Consider the following 13,234-nt stretch of genomic DNA (forward strand, 5'->3'; position numbering starts at 1 on the left):
CGGGATGTCGTGCGCGCGGCTCGCGTGAATCCCTAAAGCACGTTGAGCATCGCGAGCGCGGTTTCCTGCAGATGCGGCAGCACGCGCCGCACGGCCGCGTCGGTCGTCTCCGCGCCGATCGGCATGTTCGTGCTCAGCGCGGCGACGACTTCGCCGTGACGGTTCTTCAGCGGCACCGCGATGCCGCGCACGCCGACCTGCAATTGCTGCTCGATCACCGCGAAGCCCGCGTCGCGCGCGTGGTCGACCTGTTCGAGCAGGCGTGCCTTGTTGGTGATCGTGTGCGGCGTGAACGGCGCGAGTTCGGTGTCGTCGAGCCACGTGCGGACGGCCTCGCGATCCGGTTGATGCGCGAGCAGCACGACGCCCGGCGACGTCAGCGGGGCGGGCACGCGCGCGCCGAGCACGAAGCCGGTCGTCATCACGCGCGACACGCCGTTGCGGGCGATGAACACGAGTTCCCAGCCGTCGAGCACGCTCACGTACGCCGATTCGTTCAGCGACGCGCTCAGTTGCTGCAGATAGGGCTGGACCGTGCGCGGCAGGCGCGCCGAATCGAAGTACGACCAGCCGACCCGCAGCACGCGAGGCGTGAGGCCGTACAGCTTGCCGTCGGTGTACACGTAGCCGAGCGATTCGAGCGTCAGCAGGTAGCGCCGCGCGGCCGTGCGCGTGAGGCCGGTGCGGGCGGCGGCCTGGGTCGGCGTCATCCGCGCGTGCTGGCTGTCGAATGCCTCGAGGATCATCAGGCCCTTTTCGAGGCCGGCAATCCAGTCGCGTCGGTCGAGGTCGGGCTTTTTCATGGTCGGGGGCGCGTCGTGCGCGGTGTTCGTGCGGGAGTGGGCGATTATCGCGCGGCGCGGCGGACAATGCGACATGCGGCCAGCCGGCGCTATCCGTTCGGCCTTGCAGCCCGTGCATCGTGGCAACGGCCTCGATCGAGGGCTGCGAGTACCTGTACACCGAAGATATGCATGACGGCTTGCGGGTGGAGGGTGATCCAGTATTGCGGAATCCGTTTGTCTGAGCGCCGGCGGTTTCGGGCACGCGCTCGTCCGGCGTTCTGGTCGCGACGGGCGGTCAGGCAGCGCGAGGTTCTCGGGCTCACGTGTGTTCGTGACAAAGCGCGGCAATCCGCCATCGGGTGTCGCTCACGCACCACAGCTCCAGAAAATCGAAGCGAGAATCCATCGTTCCGTCGTGCCAGACGAATCCAGTTCCGGATATCGTCGCCCATTGCGCGTGCTCGGCGATCTGTATCGCGTCATCCCGGTATGCAACACGACGTGTGACCGTCGCCCGTTCGGCCGACAGGGCGCGCATTCGAGCGAGAAACTGCGCTTTCGGACGAAAGCGATTTTCGTGCTGGATAAAGAAGTGCGGGCTTGCCACGAAATCGAGTTGCTCGACGTCGGCGTGGCGATACGCATCGATCCAGACTTCGCGCATCTGCATCAGTGTGAATCGAGGTTCCATGTCGCTTGCATTCCGGTTGAAGTGCGAGTTGCCGTGTGTGCGGCTATTCGCTTGGGAAGGAACGCAGCCTATGGCTTCGACAGGTGTTTGGGCAATCGGACAGGTCTGAATCTGGCGTTCGGCGAGCGATGCAATGCATTGGCGCCGGCGACATCCAGCTCATGCGCTCGAGCAATCCCGGCCGAGGGGCCGTGACCGTAATGGTGTGATCGATGCTGCCACGTCGACGCGAACGACGTCGATGCCGGGACGGGAAGTGAGGCGGGGGCGTGGCCGATACGCACCCGACGGCGGCCGATGGCTGAAGAGGGGGCAGCGGCGCGTCGGCGCCGCCGGTCGAATGCAAAAAGCGGCGGATGCGGCGCGCCTGTTACGCCCGCCGCATCCCGATTGCCATTACTCGCTGCTCGTCCACTCGACGTTCGCACCGACCGAACGCAGGTTTTCGACGAAATGCGGGTGCGCGCGGCGGATCGGCAGCGCGTTCATGATTTCCGAGCGGCCTTCGATGCTCGCGGCCACCATCAGCAGCGCGATCGCGACACGGATGATGTACGGGCTCTCGACGCGCGCCGGCGTCAGTTGCAGGCCGCCGAACGTGATCAGCCGGTGCGGATCGGACAGCAGCACGTGCGCGCCGAATTTCGACAGTTCGCCGGACCAGCCGAGCGCGCCGTCGTAGACCTTGTTCCAGAACATCGCGCTGCCTTCCGCACGCACGCCGAGCGCGATGAAGATCGGCAGCAGGTCGACCGGCAGGTACGGCCACGGCGCGGCTTCGACCTTGGTCAGGATGTTCTGCGTGAACGGCCGGCGCACGCGCAGCGGGCCGTCGCGTTCCGCACGGGACCAGCCGTCGCGGTGCGTGACGGTCACGCCGAACTTCGCGAACGTGCGGTCGATCAGCGGGAAATGCTCCGGCGACGAGTTGCGCACCGTGATGTCGCCGCCGGTGATCGCGCCCAGCGCGAGGAACGTCGCGATTTCGTGGAAATCCTCGGCAAAGCGGAATTCGCCGCCGCCGAGCTTGCCGCCGCCCGTCACGCACAGGCGCGACGTGCCGATGCCTTCGATCGCGACGCCGATCATCGCGAGGAACTGGCAGAACTCCTGCACGTGGGGCTCGGACGCCGCATTCATCAGCGTGGAGGTGCCGCCGGCGGCCGTCGCGCACAGCGCGAAGTTTTCGGTGGTCGTCACCGATGCGTAGTCGAGCCAGTGATCGTTGGCCGTCAGCGGGCCGTCGGCACGGACGATCAGCGAATCGGGCGTGCGCTCGATGTGCGCGCCGAAGCGCTCGAACACTTCGACGTGCGGATCGATTTCGCGCACGCCGAGCGTGCAGCCCTTCACGTCGTTCTCGAGGCGCGCGACGCCGAAGCGCGCGAGCAGCGGCGGAATCAGCATGATCGACGAACGCATCGCCTCGGGCAGGCGGTGAACGGCCGGGTCGAACGTCGTGTTGCGATGGTGGAGTTCGAGAATGCCGGTCGTGAAGTCGACCGACACGTCGCTGCCGAGCGTGCGGAAGATGTCGAGGATCTTGCGCACGTCGGTGATGTCCGGCACGCCGACGAGGCGCAGCGGCTGATCGGTCAACAGGGTGGCGCACAGGATCGGCAGGACGGCGTTCTTGTTCGCGGACGGCTTGATGTCCCCGCGCAGCGGAGTGCCGCCGTGGACGATGAGATTCGACATGATATGGGGGCGTATCTGTGACTGACGTAGGCCCATATGATGCCATTGGTCGGCGGGTGACGTGGAATGTTCAGAGGGCAAAAAGGGCTTCTGCGCGCGGGATTGACCGTGTTTGACGTTGGGCGAGGGCCGGGCCCGTCCGGCTCGCCGGGGATAGTAGCCGGTGTGAAAATGGCCGGCGCGTATTGCGGCCGGCCCTCCGGTCATCTCCTCACTCCGCCGCCCGCATCCGCGCGGCGACCACCAGCGAGATCAGGCAACCCACCGCGAGATAGCCGGCGACCAGGTGCCATGAACCGCCGGCCAGGCTGACCAGCGCCACCGCGATGAACGGCGTGAACCCGCCGCCGACGACGCTCGCGAACTGATAACCGACGCCCGCGCCGCTGTAGCGGTATTCCGCACCGAACAACTCGGTGAAGAGCGGCTGCTGGACGCTCACGATCATGTCGTGCGCGGCATTGGCCAGCAGGATCGAGAAGACCACGATCCACGCGATCGAGCGCGATTCCAGCGCGACGAAGAACGGCACCGCCGACGCGAGGCCGATCAGCGCGCCGATCAGGTAGATGCGGCGCAGGCCGAAGCGGTCCGCCAGCCACGCGAAACACGGGATCGTCACGCAGCTGACCGCGCCGACCAGCAGGCCGATGTTCAGGAACAGGTCGCGCGACATGCCGAGGTTCGACGTCGAATAGCTGAGCGCGAACGCGGTGACGATATACATCGTGAACAGTTCGGCGAGCCGCAGCGCGACGATCAGCAGGAACGCCTTCGGATGGCGCGTCAGCGCCTCCAGCACCGGCAGGCGCAGCTTGCGATTGCCGTGCTCGACCTTCTCGACGAATTCCTGCGACTCGTCCATGCTCTTGCGGACCCACAGCCCGATCAGCACCAGCACGATGCTGAACACGAACGGCAGGCGCCAGCCCCACGACTTGAACGCGGCCTCTCCGAGCGTATGGCTCAGGATCGACACGATCCCCGTGGCCAGCACGAGCCCGACGCCGTAGCCGACCTGCACGCCGCTGCTGTAGAACGCCTTTTTCTGCTTCGGTGCGCTCTCGACGGCCATCAGCGCCGCGCCGCCCCATTCGCCACCGACCGCGAAGCCCTGGATCGCACGCATCAGCACCAGCAGCACGGGCGCCCACCAGCCGATCGTCGCGAAGCTCGGCAGCAGGCCGATCGCGACGGTCGACAGCCCCATCAGCATCACGGTCAGCACGAGCATCCGCTTGCGGCCGAGCCGGTCGCCGTAATGGCCGAACACGACGCCGCCGAGCGGCCGGAACAGGAAGCCGACGCCGAAGGTCGCGAACGCCGCGAGCGTGCCCATGGTCGGGCTGACCTTCGGAAAGAATTCGGAATTGAAGACGAGTGCGGCGACGATCCCGTACAGCAGGAAGTCGTACCAGTCGACGACGGCACCGACGAAGCTGCCGATCGCGGCCTTGCGGGCCTGGCTGCGCGCGCGGGCGCCGGCGGCGGCGTCGAGGGTGTCGAAGGTTGGGGTCATGGCGAAGTCTCCTGGCATGGCGCATCGTGGAATCGTGGCGGCGCCGCGTCCGATGCTGCATTGAAGTCGATGGGTGGACGGAGAATAGGGCGCGCGCCGCGCGACGGCAATTGGCCGATCGGACAAAATGCGCGATTATCGCTCTTTTATGTGCGATTATCGAACGAATCCCGGGTTTGCACTAGGCGAGGCATTCGTATCCCGTTCGGCCAGGGTGTGCCGGCGTGAACGATCTGGTTAAAATCGGGACCATCAAAACCTTGCCCGAATCGGGCGGACACCCGGCCACCCCATCGGCCGGGGATGCCGCACGCGCGGGCGTCATCCCCATCGACCGCATACCCCCGGAGACTGTAATGCCCGGCAATTCCCACCCCCTGTCCAGCGATACGCCGCCCGTTGCCGATCCGGCCGCCAATCCGCTCGGGATGGCCGGACTCGAATTCGTCGAGTTCGCGGCGCCGGTGCCGGACGCGCTCGCGCAACGCTTCGAGCAGCTCGGATTCAAGGCGATCGCGCGCCATGTCAGCAAGAACGTCACGCTGTACCGGCAAGGGCAGATGCAGTTCCTGATCAACGCCGAGCCCGATTCGTTCGCTGCGCGCTATGCAGAGGAATACGGGATGGGCGTGTGCGCGATCGGGCTGCGGGTGGCCAGCGCACGGCGCGCGTTCGAGCGTGCGATCGAGCTCGGCGCGTGGGCGTTCGAGGGCGAGCGGATCGGGGTCGGCGAGCTGAAGATTCCGGCGATCCAGGGGATCGGCGATTCGCACCTTTATTTCGTCGATCGCTGGCGTGGGCGGGACGGCCAGCGCGGCGGCGTCGGCGACATCTCGATCTTCGACATCGATTTCCGGCCGATCGACATCGCGACCGCGCATACCGATCTCGATTGCGCGGGCACGGGCCTGCAGCAGGTCGACCATTTCACGCAGACGGTCGGCGCGGGGCGCATGCGCGAGTGGCTCGACTTCTATCACGACCTGCTGCACTTCCGCGAAATCCATGAAATCGACGCGCACTGGCATGTGTCGGAAGAGTCGCGCGTGATGGTGTCGCCGTGCGGCGCGGTGCGGATTCCGGTCTACGAGGAAGGCACGCGCCGCACCGAGCTGATGCACGCGTATTTGCCGGACCATCCGGGCGAAGGCGTCCAGCACGTTGCGCTGGCGACCGACGACATCCTGGCGAGCGTCGATGCGCTGCGCGCGAACGGCGTCGAATTCATCGAACCGCCGGCGCGCTATTACGACGAAGTCGATGCGCGGCTGCCGGGGCACGGCGTCGATCTCGACGCGCTGCGCCGCCGCGCGGTGCTGGTCGACGGCGAAATCGGCAGCGACGGCGTGCCGCGCCTGTTCTTCCAGACCTTCGTCAAGCGCCGGCCCGGCGAGATCTTCTTCGAGATCGTGCAGCGGCAGGGGCACCACGGATTCGGGGAAGGGAACCTCGCAGCGCTGGCCCGCGCCCGCGACGCCGGGTGAGCGGCAGAGGGCGTGGTCGCGGTAGTGGCGACGGCTGCGAGTGCGACTGAGAAATCAGCGACCGCGTAACGTCACCCGCCCGCGGCCGGCACACGGTTCGGCGCCGGATCGTTCGGCGCCTTGAGCGCGCATGCGGTACCGCCCGGCGTGTACATCGACACGACGCAGCGATTGCATGACGTGCAGCCCGATTGCGCGATGCGGCCGTCGCGCAGTTCGTTCACGAAACCCGGCTCGAACACGAGCGCGCGGGCGAGCGCCACCGCGTCGAATCCTTCGCGCATCGCCAGCGCGACGTTCTCGCGCGAGCGCACGCCGCCGAGATAGGCGAGCGGCATCCGGACGGCCGCTCGCACCTGCCGCGAATGCTCGAGGAAATACATCTCCCGAAACGCGCCCATCTTCGGCTCGGTGAGCTTCTGCAGCGCCATCGCGGTGCGCACGATCGCGTTGTCGGCGTTCGCGCGCGCCTCGCCGGGCAGCGGGCTGCCGAACAGCTGCCACACCGACTCGACGTTCATCCCGCCGCTCAGCACCAGCAAGTGCGCGCCCTCGGCCTCGAGCCGCCGTGCGATCTCGGATGCGTCGTCGGGCGTTCCGCCGCCACGCACCCCTTCGGTCACGCCGATCTTGCAGACCACGGCGAGATCGCGGCCGACCGCATCGAGCACGCGGCGCAGCACCTCGACGGGGAACGTCGCGCGACGCGCCGCATCGCCGCCGTATGCGTCGCGGCGGCGGTTGTACAGCGGCGACAGGAACTGGCTCAGCAGATAACCGTGACCCATATGGATCTCGACCGCGTCGAAGCCCGCGTCGCGCGCGTGGCGCGCCGCGCGTGCGAATTCGTCGGCGATGACGGTCATCTGATCGCGCGTCATCGCCTGCTTCAGGAAGCGGCCGCTCATCACGCCGACCTTGTTGAACCCGCCCGACGCACTCAACGGACGTTTCGTCGACAGCGACGGCAGGAACGTGAAGCAGCCGCCGTGGGTGATCTGCGCGGACGCCGCCGCGCCGTGGCGATGCACCGCGTCGGTCAGCGCGCGGAATTGCCGGACCGTGGGCGCATCGAGCCGCGCCTGGTCGACGAACGTGCGGCCGTCGTCGCTGACCGCGCAGTACGCGACCGTCGTCAGCGCGGCGCCGCCCGCGGCGATGCGTTCATGAAACCCGACGAGCGCACGCGACGGCACGCCGTTCGGCGTCATCCCTTCGTTGGTCGCGGATTTGATCAAGCGGTTGCGCAGCGTCAGCGGGCCGATCTGCAGCGGGCTGAATGCAGTATCGAGGGCGGCAGGTTCCATGTCGGGCGTGCGTCGGAATGGGGATGGCGACCATTGTGCGGAGCCGACGCCGGATCGCATCGTCCACGTGGATGATCCGCCGCCCGCCGCCCGGGCGCCCGCACCGCCTAGTCGGCCGCGCCCAGCTTGCGCGCCTGGCGGCGCATCCCGTCGAAGATCGCATCGGCCACGTCTGACGGGAAATCCGCCGGAATGCGCGACGCGACGCCGGCGATTACCGGTTCGGTGCGTGCCGCCACATCGGCCATGGCCGCGCGTACGACGTCTTCGGTCAGACCGACACGCGCGCCTTGCGCGATCCAGTGACGCGGCTGGATGTCGCCGATCACGTAATGGCGATTCTTCCCGCACACGGCCATCGCGAGCCGGGCGCGCCGCGGCGGCAGTTGGTTGCGGCGCGTGCCGATGATCGGATGCGCGGACAGCACGTCGTACAGCGGCGTGCTGCGATACGTGTTGCCGGGCAGGTGCGCGATGCTGAAATTCTTCGCGTGGCCGTCGATGGCCGCGAGCACCCAGAACACGAGCTGCGTGACGAAGAAGTTCGTCCGGTCCCGCGCGGCCTCGGCGGAATTCGCGAGGATGCCCATGATCGTCGCGATGCCGGGGCCGCCGTCGGATTCGTATTTGGCGCCCGACGGCGTGCCGGTCGCCTGGCACATGTCCTCCTGCGGCAGCCGCAGGATCCAGGTGCCGTCGCGGGACGGACGGCGGTCGAAACGCTCGACGATCAGCGCCTTCTGGTCGTCGAACCGGCCGATGTCGCACGCGGCGACCGGCAGGCCGTACGCGGCGACGATCTTCGAACACAGCCATTCGTTCTCGACCGACGTGCGCATGTCGGCCTGCATGTTCCCGACGCGCCCCAGCGGCAGCTTGAAGATATGCGTGGTCGGCGTGCTGCCCGCCGGCAGCAGCCAGCGATCGCCGTCGCGCAATAACGCGGTTTTTTCCTGCGCGCCGGCGATCGACAGGCGCAGCTCGCCGTCCGGCTCCGCGTGGCCGGGCAGCGGCGCGGCGGTCGCGTGGCGCAGCACGTCGGCCACGGCCGTATCGTCGAGCGCGGTGCCGTCGATCGATTCGAGGTCGACCGGTGCTTCGTCCGGGGGCAACAACTGCAGCGCCCCGACGCAATCGCGGCCGATCGACGCGAGCAGTTCGAACGGCGCCGTCGACCCGAGCCGGTAGCGCTGCGCGATGCGGCGGCGGATCGGCTGGCTGTCCGGCAGCAGGTTGTCGAAGTAGTCGGCGACGATCGCGCCCTGGTGCGGCTGATTGCCCGGCGTGAACGGCAGCGACAGCGACAGCGGACGGCCTTGCGGATCGTCGACCCACGCCGGCAGGTAGACGAGGCGCTCGACGCCGCGCCGGACTTCCCAGTAGCCGACCGGGATGCCGTTCATCCACAGGTCGAGGCGGTCGTGGCGGGGGCGGCGGGCCATCGTCACCAGTCCTCCCGCGTGGTGCCCCGAGGCTTGCCGGGCGTGGCGGCGGCGGGCCGTTTCCGCGTGGCGGCGGATGGGGCCTTCGCAGCGGCCGGCGGGCGAGCCGGCAGCTCGGACGAACCGGGCGAACCGGACGAGCGACCGCGCGCGGCCGGCGTGCGCTTGGGCGCCGGCGCGGTGCCAGCTGGCGCCGCTGCGTCGTCCGGCGTGCCCGGCTCGAGCGCCAGGCGAACGCCGAGCACGTTCAGCACCTTGAAAAGACGTTCGATACTGACCGTGGACGGATTGGCTTCGAGCTGCGCGTACGACTGTTGCGTCACGCCGAGGCGGGCAGCGAGCTGCGCCTGCGTGAACCCCGCCGACTTCCGGAAGCCGACGAGGATCGGGCGCAACTGGCTCAAGGTCTGGACAGGGAATGCCATGGGCTCTCCGCGCAATGACAGGCGATCGTTTGTAATCGAAAAATACAGTCTATGGTATGTATCGTCAAAATACAAACCTCAGACTGTATTTCATAAAAACAAACGATAGCCCGTCAAGCGGAAACCCGTGGGGCGGCGCCAGGACGCGCGGCACGCGCCTGTCAGCCTGTCGCCCGTCAGCCCGTCAGCCCGTCAGCCCGGCATCATCACGCCGCCCGCAGCGGGCTCGCATCGGCGGCGCCCGCGCTTTCCGGATCGTCGTCGCCGAGCGGGATGAACGCCATGATTTCCAGGTCGTGCCCCGACAGCGCCGGCAGCCGGAACGGACTCGACAGCACGTTCAGCCGCCGCACGCCGAGCTCACGCAGGATCTGCGAGCCGATTCCCGTCACGCGGCCGTCACGGCGTGCGTGGCCGGCCGGCGTTCGCATCGCGTCGCCGCGCATGTCGCAGTCGAGCAGCACCGCGACGCCGCAACCGGCCGCGTCGATCCGCTGCAGCGCCGCGTGCAGCGGCCACGAATGCGCGGACGGTTCCGCGTCGAGCAGGTCGAGCAGCGAATGGCATTCGTGCACGCGCGTCAGCACGGGTGTCGACGGATCGGGCTCGCCGCGCACCAGCGCAAGATGTGGCGCACCGTGCACGGTGTCGCGATACTCGATCGCGCGGAACCGGCCCCACGGCGTATGCAGCGGCCGTTCGCCGACACGTTCGACGAGCGACTCGTGCTCGCGGCGGTAATGGATCAGGTCCGCGATCGTGCCGATCTTCAGCCCGTGATGCGCGGCGAACGTCCGCAGCTCGGGCAGCCGCGCCATCGTGCCGTCGTCGTTCATCACCTCGCAGATTACCGACGCGGGCGTGAGCCCGGCGAGCGCCGCGAGATCGCAGCCGGCCTCCGTGTGTCCCGCGCGCACCAGCACGCCGCCCGGGCGCGCGGCGATCGGAAACACGTGGCCGGGCCGCACGAGATCGTCGGGACGCGCGCCCGCGCGCACCGCCGCGCGGATCGTTCGCGCGCGATCGGCTGCCGAAATGCCGGTCGTCACGCCTTCGGCCGCCTCGATGCTGACGGTGAACGCGGTACCGAATGGCGTGCCGTTGCGATCGGCCATCGGCGGCAGACGCAGTTGCTCGCAGCGCTCCGCGGTCAGCGTCAGGCAGATCAGCCCGCGCCCGAAGCGCGCCATGAAGTTGATCGCGTCGGGCGTCACGTGATCGGCCGCGATCACGAGGTCGCCTTCGTTTTCGCGGTCCTCCTCGTCGACGAGCAGGACCATCCGTCCCGCACGCAGCTCGTCGACGATTTCCCGCGTACCGGCGAGCGTCATTGCGCCTCCGTCGCGTCGAAGGCGCGGCGCAGCGCGTCGGCGCCGAAGGTCAGCACGCGATCGGCCGCGTCGATTGCGCCGAGCATGCTCGCGAAGCCGTGCAGCTGCCCCGGCCAACGCACGAGCGAGACCGGCGTGCCGGCCTGCGCGAGGCGCAGTGCGTACGCTTCGGCCTCGTCGCGCAACGGATCGAATTCCGCGCTGACGATGGTGGCCGGCGCCGCGCCCGACAGGTCCGCCACGGCGAGCGGGCTCGCGAGCGGCGATGCGCGGTCGGCGCCGTCGTCGAAATACTGGCGCTTGAACCAGCGCATCGCGTCCGCCGTCAGGAAATAGCCTTCGCCGAGCGATTCGTACGACGGATGCTCGTTCGCGCAATCGACGACCGGATACAGCAGCAACTGGTGCGCGATCGCGATGCCCGAGCCGCGCAACTGCAGCGCGGCGACCGCGGCCAGGTTGCCGCCCGCGCTGTCGCCGGCCACGGCGATCGCCCCGGCGCGCGCACCGAGATCACGCGCACCGGCGGCGGCCCAGCGCACCGCGTCGCAAGCGTCCTGCGCGGCTGCCGGGAAGCGCGCTTCGGGCGCGAGCCGGTAATCGACCGACAGCACGAGCGTGCGCGCCCGCCTGGCAAGACTGCGGCACAGGTTCGCGTGCGAATCGATCCCGCACGCGACGAAGCCGCCGCCGTGGAAAAACACGGTCAGCGGCAACGGCCCGTCGGCATCGGGCCGATACAGTCGTGCGGATAACTGACGACCCGGCGCCGGGATCTGCCAGTCCTCTTCGGCGGCAATCGCGTCGCCGGGCGCGAACGCGCTGCCTCCGGCGAGGCTCGCACGGTACGCGGGCACGGTCAGTGGATCGAAATCGATCGGGGGCACTTGGGCGAGCGCGGCGAGCAGCGCCTGCGCCTGAGGGTCGAGCGGCATTGGAACTCCTGTCTGAATCGGATGCGGTCTGAATCAGGTAAACCCGCATCGCGGTTTTCCCTGAGCCCGCGCCGGATGCTTGCCGGCACGGCCTGACGGGCATTCCAGCGCAGCGGGCAGGGTGCCACATCATCCGATTGGACGATGGTTCGCGCGTCCGGATGGCCAAAGCTCACCATTCAGTGAATGTCCCGATGACGCCGGAATTAAGACACGTCTTAATCATGGCGGCGCGGATGAATCGCACCGAACACAAGTTGCATGGAGGATGGAGCGTGCTGATGGAGACGAGATGGGCCCCGCAAGAGAGCCAGTCAACGAGCGAGGAGGCCGACATCGGCGTCGCTGATTTCAGCGAGCTGATGGCGCGCATCTACCAGGGGCCGATGGAAACGCCGCCGTGGGCCGGCGCGCTCGAGATGGTTCGCCGGCTGCTGCAGGCCAGCTACGTGACGCTGATCCTGCGCGCGGCCGCGAGCGACCGTCGCGCGCCGCTGTCCGTGCATGCATCGGAGTTCGGCCCGGTCGTGCCGGGGGACGGCGAGGCGTCGTACAACAATTACTACTATTCGCTCGACCCGTTCGTCGGCCTGCCGGCCGATCGCGTGGTCACGGTCGACGACGTGTTCGGCGATACGGGCTGGCTGTCGAGCGAACTGTACAAGCAGTTCCTGAAGCCGCAGGACGTGCGCTACATTCTCGGCGCGGACCTGCGCACGCCGTCGGGCGTCGAGTGCCGGTTCCGCGTGTGCCGCAATCATGCGTCGAAGCAGTTCTCCGCGCGCGACAAGGCGATCTGCGCGCTGCTGCTGCCGCACCTGAAGCGGGCGGTCGAACTGCATTCGCGGCTCGACACGGCCGAGGTCGAGCGGTCGATCTATGCCAACGCGATCAACCGGATGCAGATCGGCACGATCACGCTCGACGAGAACGGCACGATCATCGACATGAACGGCGTCGCCGACGAGATCCTGAAGCAGAACAACGGTCTGACGATTGCGCGCGGCACGATCGAGGCGACCGATGCGCAGGAGAACCGCACGCTCAAGCGGCTGATCCGCCACGCGGTGATGGGGCATCACGGCACGGCCGCGGCGATCGTCGAGGCGATGCCGATCACGCGCGGCTTCGACAAGCCGCGCCTCGGGCTGCTGGTGCGCACCGTGCTGCTGTCCGACTGGTCGGAGGACAACAAGCGCCGGCCGGCCGTCACGCTGTTCCTGCGCGACCCCGACCGCAAGCCGCAAGGCGCGCAGGAAATCATCCGCAAGCTGTTCGACCTGACACCCGCCGAGACGTCGCTCGCGCTGCTGCTGACGAACGGGCTGACGCTCGAGGAGGCGGCGGAGGAGTCGGGGATCAGCAAGAACACGGCGCGTACGCACCTGCGCGCGATCTTCTCGAAGACGGGCGTGACGCGCCAGGCGACACTCGTGCGAATCCTGCTCGGGAGCGTGGTGCCGCTGGGATAAGTAGAGGCCGATGTCGATCCGTCGGAGTCGGCCGCATTCCTCTGGCGAGCCAGCGACAACGGTCGACGGGGCACGTGACGCTCGGCGATGGAGGCATCATGCAAAAGAGGCTCGCCCGTACATCCGGTTGCCGCTTTCTCGTTTG

The 13,234-nt window shown here is 68.1% G+C and carries 11 protein-coding genes; 2 read left to right on the plus strand and 9 right to left on the minus strand.

Annotated features, from left to right (window positions below):
- Positions 1-32 precede the first annotated feature (32 nt).
- The 4 genes from DIE04_RS01440 to shiA all read right to left on the minus strand — a co-directional run bounded on the left by DIE04_RS01440 (position 33) and on the right by shiA (position 4,693).
- Positions 33-803: an IclR family transcriptional regulator C-terminal domain-containing protein gene (locus tag DIE04_RS01440; RefSeq protein ID WP_124484841.1), complete on the minus strand. Its 771-nt coding sequence runs from the start codon at positions 801-803 to the stop codon at positions 33-35.
- A gap of 301 nt (positions 804-1,104) precedes the next feature.
- A complete protein-coding gene (locus DIE04_RS01450; RefSeq protein ID WP_124519472.1) occupies positions 1,105-1,476 on the minus strand; it encodes a DUF4440 domain-containing protein in 372 nt (123 codons plus the stop codon).
- A gap of 396 nt (positions 1,477-1,872) precedes the next feature.
- Positions 1,873-3,174, minus strand: coding sequence for a UDP-N-acetylglucosamine 1-carboxyvinyltransferase (locus DIE04_RS01455; RefSeq protein WP_124519561.1), 1,302 nt, complete (start codon positions 3,172-3,174; stop codon positions 1,873-1,875).
- A gap of 211 nt (positions 3,175-3,385) precedes the next feature.
- On the minus strand, positions 3,386-4,693 hold the full coding sequence (gene shiA, locus DIE04_RS01460; RefSeq protein ID WP_124484839.1) for a shikimate transporter: 1,308 nt from the start codon (positions 4,691-4,693) through the stop codon (positions 3,386-3,388).
- A 356-nt stretch (positions 4,694-5,049) separates the two neighbouring features.
- On the opposite strand from shiA, the gene DIE04_RS01470 reads away from it, so the two are divergent.
- A complete protein-coding gene (locus DIE04_RS01470) occupies positions 5,050-6,177 on the plus strand; it encodes a 4-hydroxyphenylpyruvate dioxygenase family protein (RefSeq protein WP_044843109.1) in 1,128 nt (375 codons plus the stop codon).
- A gap of 71 nt (positions 6,178-6,248) precedes the next feature.
- Here DIE04_RS01470 and DIE04_RS01475 read toward each other — a convergent pair whose 3' ends face one another.
- The 5 genes from DIE04_RS01475 to DIE04_RS01495 form a co-directional block, all read right to left on the minus strand.
- On the minus strand, positions 6,249-7,484 hold the full coding sequence (locus DIE04_RS01475; protein ID WP_124519470.1) for an NADH:flavin oxidoreductase: 1,236 nt from the start codon (positions 7,482-7,484) through the stop codon (positions 6,249-6,251).
- Between the two features lie 107 nt (positions 7,485-7,591).
- Positions 7,592-8,926 (minus strand): type II toxin-antitoxin system HipA family toxin, encoded by a 1,335-nt coding sequence (locus DIE04_RS01480; protein ID WP_124484837.1) that lies wholly within the window; start codon positions 8,924-8,926, stop codon positions 7,592-7,594.
- 2 nt (positions 8,927-8,928) lie between these two features.
- Entirely contained in the window at positions 8,929-9,351 is a 423-nt protein-coding gene (locus DIE04_RS01485; protein ID WP_124519468.1) for a helix-turn-helix transcriptional regulator, read from the minus strand.
- Positions 9,352-9,557: 206 nt separating this feature from the next.
- Entirely contained in the window at positions 9,558-10,682 is a 1,125-nt protein-coding gene (gene ribBA, locus DIE04_RS01490; protein ID WP_124519467.1) for a bifunctional 3,4-dihydroxy-2-butanone-4-phosphate synthase/GTP cyclohydrolase II, read from the minus strand.
- A complete protein-coding gene (locus tag DIE04_RS01495) occupies positions 10,679-11,617 on the minus strand; it encodes an alpha/beta hydrolase (protein WP_124519466.1) in 939 nt (312 codons plus the stop codon). The genes ribBA and DIE04_RS01495 overlap by 4 nt, the downstream gene beginning before the upstream one ends.
- 281 nt (positions 11,618-11,898) lie before the next feature.
- On the opposite strand from DIE04_RS01495, the gene DIE04_RS01500 reads away from it, so the two are divergent.
- The gene (locus tag DIE04_RS01500; RefSeq protein ID WP_044843154.1) at positions 11,899-13,089 is read left to right on the plus strand and encodes a helix-turn-helix transcriptional regulator; all 1,191 of its coding nucleotides are present in this window, start codon (positions 11,899-11,901) and stop codon (positions 13,087-13,089) included.
- Positions 13,090-13,234: the final 145 nt, after the last annotated feature.

This window comes from Burkholderia sp. Bp8994 (assembly GCF_003853805.1).
Lineage (GTDB): Bacteria > Pseudomonadota > Gammaproteobacteria > Burkholderiales > Burkholderiaceae > Burkholderia.